General features: G+C 62.1%; 16 protein-coding genes and 5 pseudogenes. 6 read left to right on the forward strand and 15 right to left on the reverse strand.

The features are described from left to right. Positions 1-1,164: cobyric acid synthase (locus JCM21793_RS05645; RefSeq protein WP_025029734.1), on the forward strand; the 1,164-nt coding region annotated here is incomplete at its 5' end. 2 nt (positions 1,165-1,166) lie between these two features. On the opposite strand, the gene JCM21793_RS05650 is transcribed toward JCM21793_RS05645, so the two are convergent. The 4 genes from JCM21793_RS05650 to JCM21793_RS05665 all read right to left on the reverse strand — a co-directional run bounded on the left by JCM21793_RS05650 (position 1,167) and on the right by JCM21793_RS05665 (position 3,573). Then, positions 1,167-1,601, reverse strand: coding sequence for a VOC family protein (locus tag JCM21793_RS05650; RefSeq protein ID WP_007009731.1), 435 nt, complete (start codon positions 1,599-1,601; stop codon positions 1,167-1,169). A gap of 73 nt (positions 1,602-1,674) precedes the next feature. Then, positions 1,675-2,526, reverse strand: a complete 852-nt coding sequence (locus tag JCM21793_RS05655) for a helix-turn-helix domain-containing protein (protein WP_025029735.1) — start codon at positions 2,524-2,526, stop codon at positions 1,675-1,677. Between the two features lie 40 nt (positions 2,527-2,566). After that, positions 2,567-2,737 carry a hypothetical protein gene (locus JCM21793_RS29695; protein ID WP_007009729.1) on the reverse strand — a complete coding sequence of 57 codons (171 nt, stop codon included), beginning with the start codon at positions 2,735-2,737 and terminating at the stop codon, positions 2,567-2,569. A gap of 50 nt (positions 2,738-2,787) precedes the next feature. After that, positions 2,788-3,573 carry a TSUP family transporter gene (locus JCM21793_RS05665; protein WP_007009728.1) on the reverse strand — a complete coding sequence of 262 codons (786 nt, stop codon included), beginning with the start codon at positions 3,571-3,573 and terminating at the stop codon, positions 2,788-2,790. Positions 3,574-3,831: 258 nt separating this feature from the next. On the opposite strand from JCM21793_RS05665, the gene JCM21793_RS05670 reads away from it, so the two are divergent. Next, positions 3,832-4,203: a TerB family tellurite resistance protein gene (locus tag JCM21793_RS05670; protein WP_007009727.1), complete on the forward strand. Its 372-nt coding sequence runs from the start codon at positions 3,832-3,834 to the stop codon at positions 4,201-4,203. Positions 4,204-4,283: 80 nt separating this feature from the next. On the opposite strand, the gene JCM21793_RS05675 is transcribed toward JCM21793_RS05670, so the two are convergent. From JCM21793_RS05675 to JCM21793_RS05695, 5 genes and pseudogenes are all read right to left on the reverse strand, one after another. After that, entirely contained in the window at positions 4,284-5,918 is a 1,635-nt protein-coding gene (locus tag JCM21793_RS05675; RefSeq protein ID WP_025029736.1) for an ABC transporter ATP-binding protein, read from the reverse strand. Beyond that, positions 5,915-6,787, reverse strand: coding sequence for an ABC transporter permease (locus JCM21793_RS05680; RefSeq protein WP_025029737.1), 873 nt, complete (start codon positions 6,785-6,787; stop codon positions 5,915-5,917). The genes JCM21793_RS05675 and JCM21793_RS05680 overlap by 4 nt, the downstream gene beginning before the upstream one ends. After that, positions 6,784-7,730 (reverse strand): annotated as a pseudogene (locus tag JCM21793_RS24370) (ABC transporter permease). Before JCM21793_RS24370 ends, JCM21793_RS05680 begins: the two are co-directional and overlap by 4 nt. Before the next feature lie 49 nt (positions 7,731-7,779). Next, positions 7,780-9,261 carry an ABC transporter substrate-binding protein gene (locus JCM21793_RS05690; protein WP_025029738.1) on the reverse strand — a complete coding sequence of 494 codons (1,482 nt, stop codon included), beginning with the start codon at positions 9,259-9,261 and terminating at the stop codon, positions 7,780-7,782. An 82-nt stretch (positions 9,262-9,343) separates the two neighbouring features. Beyond that, positions 9,344-10,627 carry an acetylornithine deacetylase/succinyl-diaminopimelate desuccinylase family protein gene (locus JCM21793_RS05695; RefSeq protein ID WP_025029739.1) on the reverse strand — a complete coding sequence of 428 codons (1,284 nt, stop codon included), beginning with the start codon at positions 10,625-10,627 and terminating at the stop codon, positions 9,344-9,346. Between the two features lie 188 nt (positions 10,628-10,815). On the opposite strand from JCM21793_RS05695, the gene JCM21793_RS05700 reads away from it, so the two are divergent. Beyond that, entirely contained in the window at positions 10,816-11,247 is a 432-nt protein-coding gene (locus JCM21793_RS05700) for a L,D-transpeptidase (RefSeq protein WP_025029740.1), read from the forward strand. Positions 11,248-11,264: 17 nt separating this feature from the next. Here the strand turns inward: JCM21793_RS05700 and JCM21793_RS24375 are convergent. From JCM21793_RS24375 to JCM21793_RS05730, 6 genes and pseudogenes are all read right to left on the reverse strand, one after another. Beyond that, positions 11,265-12,184: pseudogene (locus JCM21793_RS24375) on the reverse strand (lipid A biosynthesis lauroyl acyltransferase). Positions 12,185-12,193: 9 nt separating this feature from the next. Beyond that, positions 12,194-13,222, reverse strand: a complete 1,029-nt coding sequence (locus JCM21793_RS05710) for a zinc-binding dehydrogenase (RefSeq protein ID WP_007009720.1) — start codon at positions 13,220-13,222, stop codon at positions 12,194-12,196. A 39-nt stretch (positions 13,223-13,261) separates the two neighbouring features. After that, positions 13,262-14,481: pseudogene (locus JCM21793_RS24380) on the reverse strand (beta-ketoacyl-ACP synthase). A gap of 85 nt (positions 14,482-14,566) precedes the next feature. Beyond that, the gene (locus JCM21793_RS05720) at positions 14,567-15,754 is read right to left on the reverse strand and encodes a beta-ketoacyl-ACP synthase (RefSeq protein ID WP_007009718.1); all 1,188 of its coding nucleotides are present in this window, start codon (positions 15,752-15,754) and stop codon (positions 14,567-14,569) included. A 33-nt stretch (positions 15,755-15,787) separates the two neighbouring features. Beyond that, positions 15,788-16,065 (reverse strand): annotated as a pseudogene (locus JCM21793_RS28600) (acyl carrier protein). A 107-nt stretch (positions 16,066-16,172) separates the two neighbouring features. Continuing rightward, positions 16,173-16,724, reverse strand: coding sequence for a histidine phosphatase family protein (locus JCM21793_RS05730; protein WP_007009716.1), 552 nt, complete (start codon positions 16,722-16,724; stop codon positions 16,173-16,175). A 130-nt stretch (positions 16,725-16,854) separates the two neighbouring features. Here JCM21793_RS05730 and JCM21793_RS24385 point away from each other — a divergent pair. The 3 genes and pseudogenes from JCM21793_RS24385 (at position 16,855) to JCM21793_RS05745 (ending at position 19,931) form a co-directional block, all read left to right on the forward strand. After that, a pseudogene (locus JCM21793_RS24385) lies at positions 16,855-17,795 on the forward strand (AEC family transporter). A 69-nt stretch (positions 17,796-17,864) separates the two neighbouring features. Then, on the forward strand, positions 17,865-19,322 hold the full coding sequence (locus tag JCM21793_RS05740; protein ID WP_025029742.1) for an NAD-dependent succinate-semialdehyde dehydrogenase: 1,458 nt from the start codon (positions 17,865-17,867) through the stop codon (positions 19,320-19,322). A 153-nt stretch (positions 19,323-19,475) separates the two neighbouring features. Next, positions 19,476-19,931: a FixH family protein gene (locus JCM21793_RS05745; RefSeq protein ID WP_036539736.1), complete on the forward strand. Its 456-nt coding sequence runs from the start codon at positions 19,476-19,478 to the stop codon at positions 19,929-19,931. The last annotated feature ends 1 nt before the right edge of the window (position 19,932 follow it).

The following is a 19,932-nucleotide window of genomic DNA, read 5'->3' on the forward strand; positions in this document are numbered from 1 at the left end:
TCCGCGCGGGCGCGCGACTATCAGCGCAGCAAGGGCGCGCTGATGGCGCCGGTGCTGGAATCCTTCGAACGGCTGCGCAAGGAGGCGGACCTGGTGATCGTCGAGGGGGCGGGATCGCCGGCCGAGATCAATCTGCGTGCGCGCGACATCGCCAATATGGGGTTTGCCACTGAAGCCGACGTGCCGGTGGTGCTGGTGGGCGACATCGACCGGGGCGGCGTGATCGCGGCGCTGGCCGGCACGCATCTGATCCTCGATGAAGCGGACCGGCGCATGATCGTTGGCTATATCGTGAACAAGTTTCGCGGCGATCTCTCGCTGTTCGACGACGGGATTGCCGCCATTCACGATTTCACCGGCTGGCCCTCTTTCGGTGTGGTGCCGTGGCTTTCCGAAGCGCACCGCCTTCCGCCGGAGGATTCGGTCGCGCTGGCGCGCCGCACGAGTGTGCTGCCGGCTAAGCTCAGGGTCGCCGTTCCGATGCTTTCGCGCATCGCCAATTTCGACGATCTCGACCCGCTCTCGGCCGAACCCGAGGTGGAGGTGGTGTTTGTGCCGCCGGGCGAGCGCCTGCCGCGCGATGCGGGGTTGATCGTGCTGCCGGGTTCGAAATCGACCATCGGCGATCTCGCCTTCCTGCGCCGGCAGGGCTGGGACGAAGACCTGAAAGCGCACCGGGAGCGCGGCGGGTATATCGTCGGCCTGTGCGGGGGTTATCAGATGCTGGGCCGCAGTGTGGAGGACCCGGAAGGGTTCGAGGGCGCGGCAGGCCGTGTCGAGGGGCTCGGTCTGCTGGATGTCGAGACGGTCATGCAGCATCAGAAAGCGCTGCGCGAGGTGGAGGCCGTCTCGGCCAGATACCGCGTGCCGGTCACAGGATACGAAATCCACATCGGCCGGACGGAAGGGGAGGACTGCGCCCGGCCCGTTGCCATGATCGGCGACCGGGCAGAGGGCGCGACGTCAGGGGATGGCAGGGTGTCGGGCACCTATCTGCACGGTCTGTTCGGCTCCGATGCTTTTCGGGCGCGGTTTCTCAGCGAGTTTGGCATCGAGACGGGCGGGGGCAGCTATCGCGCCCAGGTCGAGACCGCGCTCGACGACATCGCCCTAAAACTCGAACGGCATCTCGATTGCGATGCCCTGCTGGCCGCGGCGCGCTGACCCTACTCGGCGGCAGGGTTTTCATGCGCCTTTGGCCAGTAGGTGCCAAAGCACCAGACATTGCCTTCGGGATCGGCGCAGATGAAATCGCGGCTGCCATAGTCCGTGTCGCTCAGGTCCTGCAGGATTTTCGCGCCGGCGCCCCGCGCCCGGGCGTAAAGGAGATCTGCATCGTCGATCGCCACATAGGTGGATTTGCCTCCTGTCGCGCCCGGCGTGCCCACCAGGTCGCCATAGGCATCGTCGGCCGTTTCGCCGATCATGATCATGGACGACCCAAGGGCAAGCTCGGCATGGACGATGCGACCTTCGCGCTCGTGGCTGGCGTGGACGCGGAAGCCGAATGCCTCGACAAGCCAGTCGGCCATGCGGGCGGCATCGCGGTAGCGAAAGGTGGGGTAGATGCGTGGGGCCTCAAGCGGGATGATCTGGCTCATCACTCTCTCCGTTTCTCACGCCGCCACATTGTCACCGGCACGCGGAAACGTCTTGAAGAAATGTTACCGCTGATCAGCTGACGCGGCGTTTCCAGCGGGACGGGGTCTCACCGGAAAACTCCATAAAATCGCGGCTCATATGTGCCTGATCGGAAAAGCCGCATTCAAGCGCTACATCAGCCATGGCCCGCCCGCTGCTCATGGCAAGCTGCCGCACGCGGTGAAATCGCACCATGCGCGCATAGGTCTTGGGCGCGATCCCCACGTTTCGATGGAACATTTCGACGAGGTGCTTGCGGCTGCAATCGAGTTCGGCAGCGATATCGGCCATGGATGCCGATCCGTGAGAGGTCGCGATGCGCCGCAGGGCGATGGCGGTTTTCCGATCCGGCGCCGACGCTTCAAGCAGGCGCCGATAGACAATGCTCTCGACGATACCGAGGCGGCGGTTCCAGTCGGGCTCCGCTCCAAGACGCTCGCGCAGGTGCCAGGCAAGCGGCCCCAGAATGTCGTCGAGCGGAACCATGCGCGCGGCGAGCTCATGCATCGGCACACCGAAGAAGCGGCGTGCGCCGATCGGCGTGAAATCGACCTGGATACAGGCGCTGGCGCCGAAGGAGTCGATGACCGCCGGTCCGGCATAGAGGCCTGAAGTGAAACAGGCGAACCGTTCATCCTGCTTCGGTGTGCGGCCAAGCGCGATGGTGAAAAAAGACGAAAAACTGATGATCAGCGGCACGGCCAGCGGCGCAGCCTGTATCTGACGAAAATGACCGCTCGTGCGCTCGGCATAGCCGGTGAAGCCGAGGACCGCGTCGCAAAACGCTGGTTGTGGAGGGCGCCTGATGAGGAAAAAGCAGTCAGGATCCGGCGGAAGAAGGCCTGCCGCCGTTTCCAGTCCTGGAAGTCCTGAAACATCGTACATGCAGGCACGATAGTGCCGCGCGCCCTTTCTGGAAAGGACTTCAGACGCCTTTCAGCATCGTTCCTCCTGCAAGCAGGATGTAGGCCAGTGTCATGATCCAGAAAGAGGGGATCGGCACGAAGGACAGCAGGTTCAGAGCCGCGAGAAGCGCGATTACGGCGATAACGAGGCTGAGAAGGAAAACGAGCTTGGAGGGTGCGTTGAGTGTCATGGGTATCCCCGATCAAGTGTTAGCGGGGAAAAGATAAAGCCAGTTACAACTTATAGGCCAATATATCGCAGGAGCGGGTTGTCACCGTCCATCAGGAGCCGCACTGCCAGGGCAACGCAAACCAGAACCAGCAGCGGCTTGATGATGCGCGCGCCCTTCTTCATGGCAAAGGCGGCGCCGATGCGTGCTCCGGCGATCTGCGCCAGGCCCATGACCAGCCCCACTTTCCATGCAATTGCCCCGACCGCAGCGAAGGCGGCAAAACCGCCGACATTGGATGCGAAATTGAGGAACTTCGTGTGGGCTGTCGCCTTGAGCATGCCCTGGCCGGCGAGGCCGACGAAAGCGAGCATGAAGAACGATCCCGTTCCAGGACCGAACGCGCCGTCGTAAAACCCCAGTAGGGGTGCGATGGTCAGGCCAAAAAGGAACGGGGTGATGCGCTGGGCGCGGTCAATGTCGTTCAAATTCGGTTTAAACGCGAAATAGAGCGCAACCGCTATCAGCAGGAAAGGGAGCATGCCGCGCAGCAGATCAGCCGGCAGAACCGTGGCCACAAGCGCACCGGCGATGGATGCCAGGAAAGAGAAAACTGCCGGAAAAATCTGGCTCGAAACGCGGACATGCCCGGCTTTTGCGTAGGCGTATGCAGCGGCTCCGCTGCCGAACATGCCCTGCAGCTTGTTGGTGCCGAGCGCCAGCACCGGCGGGAAGCCCGCGAGCAACAGTGCCGGGATGGTGACGAGGCCTCCACCGCCGGCAATCGCGTCCATGAAACCGGCAAAAAATGCGGCCAGCGTCAACAGCAGGAGAATTTCGAGACTTGCTTCAAACATGTTCAGGGGGTAGCCAGCGGTAAGATGGCTTCTTGCAGCACAACCGGATGCACACCGCAAGGTGGATTTGCGACTGTACAGGAAGCTTTGCGCTGTGGTGCAATGAATGACAGAACTGCCCTGGCGAAGCTGCTTGTTGAGCCTGTCTGGAAGGGTTGTACTTGATTACTGCCAGAGCGTCATCGTGACGGACGAAGAAACCGGGAGCAAGCCATGTTTGCATCGCCAGAGTCCGGTTCAGGAGCGGAGGGGCCTTCGATGTCAGCCGCTTTGAATGCCATGGCCGCCGACGTGCTCCTTCTGCTTCGTCTGGCATTGACCGATGAGGTGCCGGGAAACCGTGAGAAGGCTGTTCTTGGCCGTTTCGCTTCCGCAATGCTCAAGCTTTCCGAGGACGACACCGCGGATATTGTCGGCACGCTCGAAGCGCTGGCAACGGAGACTGAAGTGATGCAGGCGAGAGCGAGCCTGCGTCAGATGAGCCAGGAGCGTCGGCTGATCCTTGCCGAAACACTGTTCGAACTGGCGATGCGTGACGCGGAGCTTGCCTCCCGGACCGAGCGACTGACGGCGCGGGTGTGTGACGTGCTGGGCCTAGGCGCAGACGAAGTGGCGCATCTGTCCGGCTGAGGTGAAACCTGCAGGCATGAGAAGAGCCGGCCGGCTGCACTACGACTGCAACGCGCGCGCATACGATGTGAAGCAGGAACTCAGATATGCTGCCTGGCCAGCCGCGCACTTATGGCTCGCTCCAGATCGGGGGCGGCATTGACAAGCGCCTGGGCCGCTTCCGATTCCGGGTGTCTCAAAACAGTTGCGGTAGGGCCGTTTTCGACGATGCGTCCCTCATGCATGACCATGACTTCGTCGGTGATTGCGCGGGCAACCGTTAGATCATGCGTGATGAAGAGATAGGTTAGATCGAGGCGCTTGTTGAGATCGGCGAAGAGGTCGAGAACCTGTGCACGGATCGAGACGTCGAGGGCCGAGACCGGTTCGTCGGCGACGATGAGCTTCGGGCGGGTGATGATGGCGCGGGCGATGGAAATGCGCTGGCGCTGACCGCCGGAAAACTCATGGGGGTATTTGCGCATATCACCGGCTGTCAGGCCGACGGATTCGAGCGCTTCGGCCACCCGTTCGCGGCGCTCGCTGGCCGAGGGTTTCTGATCAAGCAGATGCAGGGGTTCTGCCACCAGCCGCTCCACCTGATGGCGCGGGTTGAAGGAGCCATAGGGGTCCTGAAACACCACCTGCATGTTGCGGCGGGCGTGGCGCAGCTCATGCTCGCTCTTGCCACCGAGCGCCTCGCCATCGAGCCGGATTTCGCCCGATGTCGGCGTGTCGAGCGCCAGGATCATGCGGGCCAGCGTGGATTTTCCGCATCCCGACCGCCCGACCAGCGCCACCGCATGACCGGGCATGAGCGAGAAACTGACATTGTCCACGGCGCGGAAGGGTTCGGGACGGGAAAACAGCCCCCTGCGACGGCCCGGATAATCACGCGTTACGCTGGAAACGGTGAGGAGCGGCGTCTGACGCCTCTCGCCGTCTGCTTCCTGCGGCCGGGCTCTCGCCGGCACATGGGTGGAGGCTTCGGCGAGCTGACGCGTATAGGGATGTTTCTGCTGGCTCAGAACGTTCGCGGTGGGGCCGCTTTCCATCACCGCGCCATGACGCATTACGGTCACGCGGTCGGCCATGTCTGCGACGACGGCGAGATCGTGCGAGATGAGCAGAAGCCCCATGCGGTTTTCTTCCACCAGATCGCGAAGCAGGTCGAGGAATTGCGCCTGAAGCACCACGTCGAGCGCGGTGGTGGGCTCGTCGGCGATCAGCAGCTTGGGTTTCAACGCGCAGGCAATGGCGATGACGACACGCTGGCGCTGGCCGCCGGAGAGCTCGTGGGGATATCGGGAGAGCGGAAATCTGGCCTCAGGCAGACCAACGCGTTCAAGAATGGCGCGGGTGCGTGCCTCGGCATCCGGCCGGTTGGCGCCGGTGTGCCAGCGAATGCCTTCGGCCACCTGCTCGCCGATGGTCTTGACCGGATTGAGCGCGGTCATGGGCTCCTGAAAGACCATGCCGAGATCGTCGCCGCGCAGACGGCACATAGCCTCTTCTGGGGCTGACAGAATGTCGATCCCGTCGAAGACAACGCGGCCCTTTGCCCGTGCAAGCTCAGGCAGGAGCTGCATGACGGTGAGGGCGGTCATCGATTTTCCGGATCCGGATTCGCCGACAAGGCCAAGAACCTCGCCGGGCTGGATTTCAAGGTCGATGTCCTTCAAGACCGGATAGCCGGCAATGGAGAGCGACAGGTTTTCGATCTGGAGAAGGCTCATCGCTCGCGCCTCAGCCGCGGGTCGAGAAGGTCGCGCAGGCCGTCGCCCAGAAGGTTGAGCCCCAGCACCGTGATGACGATGGCAAGGCCCGGAAAAATGGCGAGATGCGGGGCGATCATCATGCGTGTCTGCGCTTCGAACAGCATGCGCCCCCAGGACGGCATGGGAGGCTGCGCGCCGAGGCCGAGATAGGAGAGGCCGGCTTCGGCCAGAATGCCCAGTGCAAACTGGATCGTGCCCTGTACGAGCAGCAGCGCAACAATGTTGGGCAGGATGTGCTCGATGGTGATGAGCGTCTTGCTCTTGCCGGCGGCACGGGCAGCGAGGATGAATTCGCGCGGCCAGATGGACAGCGCGCCGGCACGCGCCACGCGGGCAAAGACCGGTACGTTGAAAATGCCGATGGCTATGATGGCGTTGATCGCTCCGGGGCCAAAAATGGCGGTGATCATGATGGCTGACAGAAGGGCCGGGAAGGCGAAGACGAGATCGTTGAAGCGCATCAGGATTTCATCGACCAGGCCGCCGCGTGCCGCCGCCCATGTGCCGAGCGGCACGCCGAGCCCCATGCCGATGCCGACGGCAACGATGGCAACTGCGATTGAGTTGCGTGCGCCGATCATGATCATGGAAAGAATGTCGCGGCCGAGATGGTCGGTGCCCAGCGGATGGGCAATCGACAGGTCCTTCATGCGGTCGGCCACGACAAGATGGGTGATGTCGTAGGGTGTCCACACGAAGGAAAGGAGCGCCATGGCGGCGACAATGGCGGTGATGACAAGGCCGATCACGAAGGAACGGTTGGCAAGCGCCGCCTGCAGGAAGTGGCGTTCGGGCGGGGCTTCCGGTGCAGGCGCGTCGGGGGTCATCGGCGGGTCCTCAGGCGCGGATCGACGATTGCATAGCCGATATCGACCAGAATGTTGACGGTGATGACCGTGGCGACCAGCAGCATCACCACGCCTTCCACGACGATCAGATCGCGCTGGGTGATGGCCTGGAAGACAAGACGCCCGAGGCCGGGCAGATAAAACACATTCTCGATGATGATGGTGCCGGCAAGCAGAAAGGCGAATTGCAGGCCGAGAATGGTGAGAACCGGAATGAGCGCATTGCGCAGCGCGTGGTGCCACAGAACAATGCGGCGCGGCATGCCCTTGGCGCGCGCGGTGCGGATATAGTCTTCGCCGAGCACTTCAAGCATGGCCGAACGGGTGACGCGTGCGAGGATTGCCGCCTGCGGAAGGGCAAGAGCGATGGCGGGCAGAAGAAGGGCCTTCAATCCGGCCCACAGTCCTGCATCCCAGCCCGGAAAGCCGCCGGCAGGCACGAGGCGAAGCCATACTGCGAAGAGATAGATCAGGATGAGCGCGAACCAGAAATTGGGGATGGCGACACCGATCTGGCCGCGCCCATGCTGATCGTGTCGGCAGGCTTTCCGCGCCTTGAGGCGGCGAATATGCCGACGGGCAGGGCGATTGCCGTGGACAGGAAAAGCGAGATGAGCGCGAGCGGCAGCGAGACCATGACGCGCTCGCCGATCAATTCGAGCACCGGCGATGAATAGGTATAGGAATTGCCGAAATCGCCGGTCGCCATGCCCGAGACCCAGCCGAGATAGCGCATAAGCACCGGCTGATTGAGGCCCATTTCCTCGCGCAGGGCAGCCAGTGCCTCGGGTTCGGCGTTCATGCCGAGCATCACGAGGGCCGGGTCGCCCGGGACAATCTCAAGAACGAGAAACACGACAGCCGATGCCACGATGAGCGTGACGAGGCCGATGGCGATGCGTTTTAAGAGATAGGCGAGCATGGGCGACCCCGGAACCAGGCCGCGTACGCGGCCTGGTTCCTTTCAACGATCAGTCAGTCCACCTGACGTCCGTAAGGTCATTGGCCTGAATGGGCGAGTTTTCCCACATGCCTTCGAGCTTGGCATCCCAGACGCCGATCTTGGGAAGCTGGAACATGAAACCGTTGACCGCATCCTGGGCGATGATCTTCTGGGCGGTCTGGTAGAGCTCGATGCGCTTCTCCGGGTCGGCTGTCGCCTCAAGCGCGTTCATGACTTCCTTGAAGGCGGGGTTCTTATAGTTGAAGTAATAATCGTCGCGGCCATAGATGTTGATGTCGTTCGGCTCCGTGTGGGAGACGATGGTGAGGTCGTAATCCTTGTTCTTGAACACCTGTTCGAGCCATTGCGCCCATTCGACCGGAATGATCTCGAGTTCGATGCCGATCTGGCGCAGCTGCGAGGCGACGACCTGTCCGCCATCGCGCGCATAGGGCGGCGGCGGGAGCTTGAGCGTCGCCTTGAAGCCATCGGGATAGCCGGCTTCAGCAAGAAGCGCCTTCGCCTTTGCGGGATCGTAAGGATAGGTGCCGGTCAGATCGACATAGGCCTCGTTGGCGGGCGAGAAATGCGAGCCGATGGGCGTGCCGTAGCCCGAACCGTTGCCGGCGATGATCTCCTCGCGGTTCAGCGCATGGGCGATGGCCTGACGCACCTTGATGTTGCTGAAGGGTTCCCTGCCATTGTTGGTGGAGAGGATCGTTTCGCCCTCGGTCGCACCGATGGCGACCACGAAGCGCGGGTCGCTCTCGATCTGGATGAGGGCGTCGCCGGCGGGCATCTGCGGAAAGGCCTGCACATCGCCCGATAAGAGGGCGGGGATGGCGGCAGCCGCATCGGGCACGACGCGGAACTCGGCCTTTTCAAGCGCGGCGGGCTCGCCCCAGTAGTCCGGGTTCTTCACCAGCGTGACGGACGATCCCTTTGCCCATCTGTCGAATTTGAAGGGGCCTGTGCCGATGGGGTTTTCCTTGTTGGTTTCGGCGGATTCGGGTGCAACGATGACCGCGTCGCCCCAGCCGAGATTGTAAAGGAAAGAGCCCTGCGGGGCCGAAAGCGTGATCTTCACCGTGGCCGGGTCGACTGCCTCCACGGTATCGATTGCCGAAAAAAGCTGTTTTTGCGCGTTGGTCGAATCTTCGGCGCGCGCCCGGTCCAGCGTGAACTGCACATCCTCGGCATCAAATGTGGTGCCATCGTGGAAGGTGACACCGGAACGCAGCTTGAATGTGTAGGTCCTGCCGTCGTCGGAGACTTCCCAGCTTTCGGCAAGAGCGGGCAGGACCTCGCCATTGCGGCCGATGCGGGTCAGGCCCTGGAAGAGATTGGCGTAGAGGATCTCGTCGATTGCCGCAGCAGCGCTGGCGGTCGGGTCGAGATGCGGCGGTTCCAGAACGATGCCGACGACGAGATCGGTGCGTGCTGCGAGCGCGGCGGTTCCCGCGGCCAGTAACAGCGTTGCACCGCCGATAATGGACTTGATCGTCTTCATGTCTCTCTCCCGCAGGGCCGTGTGATTTTTCAGGATTGAAGCGTGATTCAGCGCGGCTGTAAATCACGCATTGAAACGAGGTTTATCGAGGTGGCGCTGCGCCGCGCAACAGAACGTCGAGGCTCATGGCCATGACGGTCGCCGACTGCACCATGTCCTCGATCCCGACCCATTCGTCGGGCTGGTGGGCGAGGTCGAGAATGCCGGGGCCGTAGGCGACGCAGTCGTGCAGGTGCCCGATGCGCGAAATGTGCTTCTGGTCATAGGTGCCGGGCGAGATGACATATTCCGGCTCCTTGCCGAAAACCTCACGGATGCCGGCGGCGATGGCGCTCGGCACGGGTGCGTCCTCCTCGGTCATCAGCGGCAGGACTTCCATCAGGTCGTGCATGGAGTAGTCGAATTTCGGACGCTCGCGCTTCAGACGTTCGAGGATGGAAACCACTTCGCCCTTCACCTGCGAAATGTCTTCCTCGATCAGAAACCGGCGGTCGATCACCATGCGGCAGGAATCGGCCACATTGGGCGAGGGCAGTCCGGGGAAGAAATCTTCCGTCTGGCCGCCGTGGACCGAGTTGATGTTCATGGTGGAGCGGCGCGCGCCTTCGGGCACGACCGGCATGCGGGTTTCCTTGGCGTCGAGGGCGGGAAAAAGCTCTTCCTCGAAAGCGTGGAGCAAAGCGCCCATGTGGCGGATGGCCGAATCGCCGAGAAACGGCATTGCACCATGGGCGATGGCACCACGCGTTTCGATCTCCGCCCACCACACGCCGCGATGGCCAAGGCAGATGCGGTCCTTGTTCAGCGGTTCGGGAATGATGACGTGGTCGACGCGGGGCTTTGAAAAGAAGCCTTTGCCGGCCAGATAGGCGACGCCGCCATAACCGCCCGATTCCTCGTCGGCCGTCCCGGAAATCTCTATGGCACCGGGAAAGTCCGGATAGATTTCGAGAAACGCTTCGGCGGCGATGATGGAGGCGGCAAGCCCGCCCTTCATGTCGCAGGCTCCGCGCCCGAAAACCTTGCCATCCTTTACGACGGCGGCATAGGGATCGACCGTCCAGCCTTCGCCCGCTTCCACCACGTCGATATGGGAGTTGAAATGAACCGTGGCGCCGGGGCTGCGGCCTTCGCGGCGGGCAATGACATTGGTGCGGGGGTAACGGTCAGAATCGCCCGGTGCGCCCGTCCCGCGGACGAATTGGGTTGCAAACCCTTTCGCCTTCAGGCGGCGCGCGATGTATTCGCAACAGGGCGCATAGGCGTCGCCCGGCGGGTTCACCGTGGGAAATCGGATCAGATCGGAAGTGAGTGCGACGAGGTCGTCCGTCCGGCGGCGCACTGCCAGGGCAAGCTGTTCGTTCATGTGTGCAATAGAGCGATATGCAGCCGGCTTGGCAAGATCGCTTGCACGCGATTGTGAACAGTGGAAACTTGCCCGAAAAACAGAGGTATAGTTCTATTTACCAAGGACGTTTGGGGTTTCGTCATGAATTGAAACTAAGCATTCCAAGACTACGGGTAGAAACTTCACACATGCAGCGGGGGGCGCTCATGAAACGAATTTTCTTTGCTGTAGCCATTGCAGGCCTGATTTTTTCCGGCGGCGTGGCTCAAAGTGTAGCCGCGAGCCTCGTGGCTAAAGTCAGTGTTTCCAAACAGACGATGACGGTGATGCATCGCGGGCGCGTGCTGCACCGCTGGCGTGTGTCCACCGCGCGGCGAGGCTATGTGACGCCACGCGGGCAATGGCGACCGAAGCGCATGCACAGAATGTGGCATTCGCGCAAATACAACATGTCGCCCATGCCGTATTCGATCTTTTACTACGGTGGCTATGCCATTCACGGGACCAATGCCGTTTCGAAGCTTGGCAGGCCCGCCTCACACGGCTGCGTGCGCCTGCACACATCCAACGCGAAGCGGCTCTATGCGCTGGTGAAAAAGATCGGCCCCGGCAACACGCGGATCGTCGTTACGGATTGACCGTTCGGGTCCTGACCCTAGATCTGCCAGCGCTTGTGGAACCACATCCACTGGCCAGGATCCTCGCGCACCCAGCGCTCGACCACGTCATTGAGCAACTGGGCGCTGGCCTCGATGTCGATGACGCCATCCGCGTCACGGGGCAGGGTAATCCTGTCCTCGACGATCAGGCGGTAGCGCCCGCCGGGTAGCCGCTTGCAGCGTGCCGGGTAAATGTCGCAGTCATATTGCCGCGCGAGCTTTGCGAGCAGCGGATTGGTGCGGCATTCACGGCCGAAGAAGCGCGTCTTCACGCCCTTGCGAAACTTCTGGTCGACGAGAACGCCGATATTACCGCCATCGTCGAGAACGCGGGCAAGCTGGAGGGCAGCACCCGCCTGGGAGGGCACGAGCCCGCCCATGGCGCTGCGCCGGGTCTCCAGAATGTAGTCGGCCACATAGGGATTGTTGGGAGGGCGAAAGAGCGACGTGGTGGCAAGATCGAAGCGGGCGGCCGCGATGGGCAGAAACTCGAAATTGCAAGATGGCCGGTGAAGAAAATGTGCGGGACGCCTTTTTCCTCACGCAGTCGCTTGAATATCTCCACGCCCTCTACCTCGACGCGACCGGGCGTATCGGCTTCGGGATCGAAATCGAACAGCTTGTCGAGAAAAACATACTCGACGGCAAGCCGGGCCATGTTGCCCCACATGTCGAGCGCTATGGCCTCGATCTCGGCATCACCCTTTTCAGGATAAGCCTGACGCAGATTGTCGACCGCCAGCCGGTGCCGCCCCACTTTCGGGCCGAAAATGCGCGCGACTTTCTCGGCCAGATCAAGCGCTTTTTCCGGTGGCAGGCGGCGTAGGAGCGTGAGAATACCGATCACCAGGCGCGCGGTGAGCCAGTATTCCAGCGTTTTGAGTCGTTTACCGGTTGTGTGGAGAAAGCGCTTCATGGGCGCGGGTCAGTCCACGCGCAGGATGATCTTGCCGAACACGTCGCGGCCTTCCATGCGGGCGAGCGCCTTGTCGATGTCGGCAAAGCTCACCTCGGTATCGATCACTGGGGAAGCCAGCCCGCGCGCCATCTTCTGCATGGCGTCTGCCATGTTTTCCATGCGGCAGCCGAAAGATCCGAAAATCTTGAGCTGCTGCTGGAAAAGCTGCATCAGGTTCATGTTGGTGGAAACACCGGAGGTGGACCCGCAGGTGACGAGGCGTCCGCCGCGCTTCATGGAAAGGAGCGAGCCTGCCCATGTGTCGGCACCCACATGCTCGAACACCACATCGACGCCGCGCTTCTTCGTGATCTTGCGCACAACCCCCTCGAAGCGGTCCTCGCGGTAGTTGATCACATGATCGGCACCGAGCGCCTTTGCCTTTTCCATCTTGTCCTCGGAGCCGACCGTGGTGATGACGGTGCAGCCCATGCTCTTGGCAAGCTGGATGGCGGCGGTGCCAATGCCGGAACCGCCGGCCTGAACGAGAATGGTTTCGCCTGGCTCGAGCTTCGCATTGTCGAACAGCATGTGCTCGACGGTGCCGAAGGTGACGGGCGCGACCGCTGCACCGATCTCGTCAACGCCGGGCGGGGCGGGGACGAGGAGGCGGGCCGGCAGGTTGATCTTTTCCTGCGCAAAGCCGTCGAGGTGGAAACCGTGCACGCCGGAGACGTGTTCACACAGATTGTCACGGCCTTCGCGGCAGGGGCGGCACAAACCGCAGGTGCGGGCGCCATAGATGGAAACGAGCTGGCCTGGAAGCAGATTGCTGACGCCGGGACCGACAGTCTCGACCACGCCGGAGGCTTCCGCGCCAACGACGAGCGGCATCTTGCGCTTGGCAAACGCCATGCCGCGCCAGCCCCAGACATCGATGTGATTGAGCGCGACGGCACGGATCTTCAATGTCACCTCGCCCTGTCCGGGAGGGGGCGGCGGCGCAAGATCGACGGTTTCAAGCTTGCGGTCGGCGACGAGTTGAAGTGCGCGCATAATGAATTCCGATGGTTTTGGGCAATCTGAACGGGTCGATTAGACCGGTTCGCGGGCCATGACAAGGCAGGTGTTCTGTCCGCCGAAGCCGAAGGAGTTCGACAGAACGGTCGAAACCTGCGCCTCGCGCTTCACATTCGGCACCACGTCGAGCTCGATTGCCGGGTCTGGCGTGTCGTAATTGATGGTGGGCGGAATGACGCCCTCGCGCATGGTCATCAGCGAGAAAACGGCCTCGATGGCACCGGCTGCCGAAAGCGTGTGGCCGATCATCGACTTGTTGGAGGAGATGGGCGTTGTCTTCATGCGCTCGCCGAAAACGGTCGAGAGAGACAGATGCTCCATCTTGTCGTTTTCCGGCGTAGACGTGCCGTGCGCGTTGACATATTCGATCTCGTCTTCAGCCATGCCAGCGTCCGCCAGGGCCGCGCGGACCGCTCCGATGGCGGGCGAGCCGTCGGGCTTGGAGCGGGTGCGATGGAAATCATCCGCCTTTTCGCCGCAGCCGCGCATGATGCCAAGAATTTCGGCACCGCGCGCAAGCGCGCTTTCAAGCGATTCCAGGACGAGCGCACCGGCTCCTTCGGCAAGGACAAAGCCGCTGCGGTCCTTAGAGAAGGGGCGCGAGGCCTTTTCGGGCGCATCGTTCTGGGTGGTCAGCGCAGAAAGAAGCGAAAAGCGGATCAGCGCTTCGGCGGTCGCCGAACCATCCGCGCCTATGGCAAGCGCCCGGTTGCATTCCCCGCGGCGGATCGCTTCAGTGCCGAGCTGGATCGCGGTTGCGCCCGATGCGCACGCGGTCGACATGGTGATCGGCAGGCCGCTTGTGCCATAGCGCTCGGCGAGGCGATCGGCGATGGTGCCGAACTGGCTTTCCTCGAAAAGCTCCATGCGCGCGCTTCGCGGGCGGCCTCGATGAGCGAAGGATTGCCGTTGTGAGTGCGGGCTTTGGCATAAAGCGCAAGGCGATGATGCCAGTCGAGTTCCACTGGAGGAGCGGCAAGAAAGAGCGGACCGCCGAAATCGGATGCGGGCAGGTCGGACTGTTCGATGGCTTCCGCCGCCACGAGATCGGCAAGATGATGGGTGTGGACGCTGGCACCCCTGGTGCTCGACGGCAGGAAATCGACCATGCCGGAAATGGTGGTCGCCATGTGGTCCGTTGGGAAGCGCGTGATGGGGTGGATGCCCGAACGCCCGCTGATCAGCGCGTCCCAGTTTTCCTGTCGGCCCTGGCCGAGAGAGGTGACGACGCCCATTCCGGTTACGGCGATAACGGGTCTTCCAAAGCTGTCGGTCGTTTTCACGGGATCGCTTTCTCTAAAATCCTCCGGGCCGGAAGGATCAGGCCTTTTTGACCAGGCCCATTCCCTCGTAGCAATGATAGCCGATTGCAGTCGCCAGAACTGCGTCAGGGCTTCCGTCGAACGCGGCTTCGCTTGCGCCGTCGAAAGCCGGGTAGGGGCTGCCATGGTGCACGGCAAGCGCGGCCAACGCTACGGCGAAGGGAAACTGTGCTTCCTTCATATGGCCGGTGAGCGAAGAGAAGCCGCGCAGCGCGATGTTGTCGTGACGGGCAAGCGCTTCGCGTTCGGCTGCCGTCGCCGCGTGGGCACCGGATGCGCCTGAAAGGGCAAGAACAGGTGTTTTGGGAAGGGGGAGCTGATCGAGCATCCCTGCGATACCGTCGGCCAAGGGTTCGCTCTTGCGGCGGGTGCGGCGCGAGACGACCGGGCCGATGGATGCATAGGCCTTGCGTCCACGCTGTTCCGCATGCTCGCGCGATTCCAGGATCAGGAACGCCGCGCCGGAGCCGGTGACCACACCACCGCCCTCTGCCTCGCTGCGCTGCCATACCGGCTTCCAGTCTTCACGATGCAGAAAACCGGCAAGCTCATAGGCAAGCAGCATGTCGGAATGCTCGGTCTGGAAGGACGCGCCGACCAGGACATGTGAGGACTGACCGGAGCGAATGCGCGCGGCGGCGGTCTCAATGGCGGAGACGCCGGCGCCTTCCTCGCCCATGAAAGTGCGCGACGATCCCGTCACCTTGTGGACGATGGAGATGTTGCCGGCGAGCAGGTTTGAAAGCTGCGCCAGGAAAAGCGTCGGGCGCAGCTCGGTCGTCAGCTTCTCATTGAGCAGGATGTCGTGGTCCTCACGCTCGAGCGATGCGGCGAGGATGGCCTCGTCCACCGTTTCGTCACGCTCGCCGCCACCGGCGGCGACCACCATGTCCATCGTCGCGCAGAGCGCTTCGTCGTCCTTTAAGCCCGCATCGTCGAGCGCCAGGCCCGCGGCATAGGTGCCCAGCCGCTGCCAGGTCTCCATCTGGCGCTGATCGCCGCGGCGCGGGATCTGCTGGCCCCAGTCGATCTCGGGGAGGGGATGGATGCTGTATGGCGCAAACCGCTCCCTGTCGAGGACGGGAGACGGCGTTTTCGCCGTCAGCGCCTGCCAGTGGGCGTCTACACCCTCGCCAAGCGAGGAAACGATCCCCATACCGGTGATAACTACGTCGCGCGGGCTCATGCCGTTCCTTTAACGGTGCACTGTCAGGAAAACTCAGCCGGCCTTTGCAGCCACCAGATCGTCGATCTTGGCGCAGAGGTTTTTCATGACGAAATACTCTTCCGTCGAAACCTTGCCGTCATTGACTTCCTGGGTCCACTTTTCCAGCGGAACCTTGATGCCGAATTCCTTGTCGATGGCAAAGACGATGTCGAGGAAGTCGAGGCTGTCGATGCCAGATCGTCGATGGTGTGGCTTTCGGGGGTGATTTTCTCGCGGTCGATCTCGCTGGTTTCAGCGATGATGTCGGCAACCTTGTCGAATGTCGTCACGTGTGGCCCTCAGTCTGGGGAGATTCTCTTACAATAGGATGATCGTGGGGTCTCTAATCGCTTTTTGCCGGCAGGAAAAGGGGTTATAGGCTCCACTGATGGCACGATCAGTTGAATTTGATGCGCGCGGCGGCATGCAGATTGTCGCCTCCGCGTGACAAAATAATGGCCTCGCCTTCTCGCGCCGAGGCGCCGATCAGCGCTTCAATGATTTCAAGATGGGTGATCAGGAACAGGTTTCCCGAGCCGGTGTAGTCGTTGATTCGTGCGAGAAGCTCCGCCTTCTGCTTTTCCATGGCGCTGTCGTCTGCGGGCAGATCAAGCGCGGGAAAGAGCTCGACCACGTCGGAGCCAAAGGCCTGCGTGGCCGTGTCGCGGGTCCGGCAGTAGCGGCTCGCAAGCACCTTTTCCACCGGCGCAGCGCGGGCATCGACGAGGGCGCCGATACGGCGGGCCTGCAGGCGCCCGCGCTCGGACAGGTTGCGCTGGGTGCCGCAGTTCTCAATGTCGAAATTGGCCGGGTCACCGCTGCCTGGAGCAATGGCATGGCGCATCAGCACGACCTGCCCGCCATTGCGCAAAAGCGCCCATCCCGCCTCGGTTGCCTGCGCCGGAAAGACGCTGAAAAGAAGAATGATGGCAACGAGCAGGCGAAACATATGGCAATCCTCAAACTATTCTTCCTAGCATATAGGCACAGGGACAGCACTTGAAAGCCGCCTTGCTGCCCTGAGTGGAATTGTCTGACTGATGGTTTCCCTTGGCAACCATTGCCGCTAAACAGGCTGCATGTCTCCACTCGTTGAAACCGTCTCCTTCGTCTTTGGTCTTGTCGCATTCGGCTATGTCGCCGGATGGAGCGGCCTTTTGAAGCCGCAAACCGGCGATGCACTAAGCGAATTTGCGGTGACCGTCGCGGTGCCGCTTCTGCTTTTCCGCACCATGGCGGGCGCCGCATTCGACGGAAACCTGCCCTGGGCGCTCTGGACAACCTATTTCAGCGCCGTTGCCGTCGCCTGGGTGGCGGGGCACTTTATCATTGTGCATTTTTTCGGGCGCGACGCGCGCGCCGGCGTGGTGGCCGGTCTGTCGACAAGCTTTTCGAATCTCGTCCTGCTGGGAATCCCTTTCATGCTTGGCGTGTTCGGGCAGGAGGGGTTTGAGGTCCTCTCACTGATCGTTTCGGTTCATCTGCCGATCATGATGGGCATGTCGATTCTGCTTTTCGCGCTCGTCGGTCGAAAGGGCGGCAGTGCGCTTTCAATTGTCCGCGAGTTTCTGACAAGGCTTTTCTCCAGTCCGCTGATCATCGGCATCATTGCCGGGTTGCTCTGGCGTTTTTCCGGGCTCGAGATGCCTGCGCTCGGAACCCGTTTCGTGGATGCGCTGGCCAATGTCGCGGGTCCAGTGGCGCTTTTTGCGATGGGGCTTGGGCTGCGGCGGTTCGGAATTTCGGGCGATGTGCGTCCCGCAATCGTGATCGCTGCGCTGAAACTTTTCCTGATGCCTGCCGTTGCCCTTGGTGTCGCGCTTCTGATCGGCCTTCCGGTCTTCAGCGCGCAGATCGCCGTCGTTGCGGCGGGGCTGCCTCCGGGGTCAATCCCTATCTGATCGCTTCACGCTTCGGCACGGGACAGGCACTCGCCTCCAACGCGATGACCATCGCCACGGCGTTCGCCGTGCTTTCGACTGCGTTCTGGCTTTCCGTGCTCCACTGGACCTATCAATAGGGCCAGTCAGCCCCTAGCCGGGGCGCCTCGGGACAGTACGGTGCCGCGCAAACAGAGGAGAAGACCCAGATGCTTCAGAAGACCAGTCATTTCATGCGCCAGGCCAATTTCATCGACGGAGCCTGGGTCGAGGCGGATTCGGGGCAGACCATCGATGTCGTCAATCCGGCCAACGGCCAGAAGATCGGCACCGTGCCACGCGCGGGCACGGCTGAAACCCGCCGCGCGATCGAAGCGGCCGAAACCGCGTTCCACTCCTGGAAGAAGACATCTGCCGACCACCGCGCAAAACTTCTGCGCAGGCTCCACGATGTGATCATGGACAATCAGGATGCGCTCGCCGAGCTTCTGGTGATGGAGCAGGGCAAGTCCTTTGCCGAGGCGAAGGGCGAAGTGGGCATGTCGGCGGCCTACATTCTCTGGTATGCGGAAGAAGGTCGCAGGGTCTATGGCGATGTGGTGCCGTCGCCCTGGGCGGACCGCCGCATTCTGGTGACCAAGGAACCGGTCGGCGTCATTGGCGCGATCACGCCGTGGAATTTTCCCTCCTCAATGCTGGCACGCAAGCTTGGCCCGGCACTTGCCTCAGGCTGCACGGCGATTGCCAAACCGGCGTCGCAGACGCCCTATTCCGGGCTCGCCTGGGGTGTTATGTGCGAAGAGGCCGGATTTCCGAAAGGCGTGGTGAACATCCTGACCGGCTCGGCCTCCGAGATCGGCGACGAGCTCTGCGAAAATCCGCTGGTGCGCAAGATCACCTTCACCGGCTCCACCGAAATCGGCAAGCTTCTGATCCAAAAGACCGCGGGCACGGTGAAGAAGGTTTCGATGGAACTGGGCGGCAATGCGCCGTTCATCGTCTTTGACGACGCGGACCTGGACCGGGCGGTCGAGGGTGCCATGGCCGCAAAATACCGCAACTCCGGTCAGACCTGTGTCTGCACCAACCGCTTTTTCGTGCAGGCCGGCATCTATGACAGGTTTGTGGAGAAGCTTTCGGCGGCGGCCGAAAAGCTGAAGGTGGGATCCGGTCTCGAGGACGGGACCCAGCAGGGACCGCTGATCGACGAGAAGGCGGTCGAGAAGGTGGAGGAACTGATCGCCGACGCTACGGAGAAGGGCGGCAGGGTGACAGCCGGCGGCGCGCGCCATGCGCTGGGCGGCTCGTTCTTCCAGCCCACCGTGATCTCCAACGCCACGCCCGACATGCGCTTCATGCAGGAAGAGATTTTCGGCCCGGTGGCACCGGTGTTCCGCTTCGAGACGGAGGAAGAAGCGGTCAAGCTTGCCAATGACACAGTCTTCGGTCTCGCCTGTTATTTCTACACCGGCGATCTGGGCCGCGCCTTCCGCGTGATGGAGGGGCTGAAATACGGTCTCGTCGGGGTCAATGAAGGGATCATCACCACGGTGGAAGCGCCGTTCGGCGGTCTCAAAGAATCGGGCCTTGGCAAGGAAGGCGGTCACCAGGGCATCGAAGACTATCTCGACACCAAATATGTCTGCATTGGCGGGCTGGGGCTCTAGGCACCCGAGCCAGGGTCAAGTGGGGAAACCGGCGTCGATGCGCCGGTTTTTCTTTGTCTTTTCCGGCGCCTTTTCCAGATTGCGACAGAGTAACTATGGAACAGGAGCGGGGCTGCGGGTTAAGTAGGGCATCTGCCGAGTCGGAGGGAGCACATGCCGCCACAGCGTGTTAACGGAACAAGGCGCTTCATGCTTGCGGGTCTGGGCCTGCTCGCGGCGGCCATCGCGATTTATGCCGCCTACCGTCTCTTCACCCCGCCCGCACCCGAGATCGACATCGCCTATAACACGGTGAGCAGGGACGGGCTCTATCAGGTCATGTTCGAGACCGACGCACAGCCCGTACCGGTAAACGAGACCCACGAGTGGGTGGTGACGGTCACCACGCCCGATGGCGCGCCCGTGACGGATGCTTCGATAGCCGTCGATGGCGGCATGCCGGCCCACGGGCACGGCCTGCCGACCGAGCCGCAGGCAGCCGAAAACCTGGGAGAAGGGCGTTACCGGGTGGAGGGCATGCGCTTCAATATGGGCGGGCACTGGGAAATCCGCATCGGGATATCGGCCGATCCGGGGCTCGATGAGGCGGTCTTCAATCTGGATCTGTGAC

It is taken from the genome of Nitratireductor aquibiodomus NL21 = JCM 21793 (assembly GCF_000615975.1).
In the GTDB taxonomy this organism is placed as follows: Bacteria; Pseudomonadota; Alphaproteobacteria; order Rhizobiales; family Rhizobiaceae; genus Nitratireductor; species Nitratireductor aquibiodomus.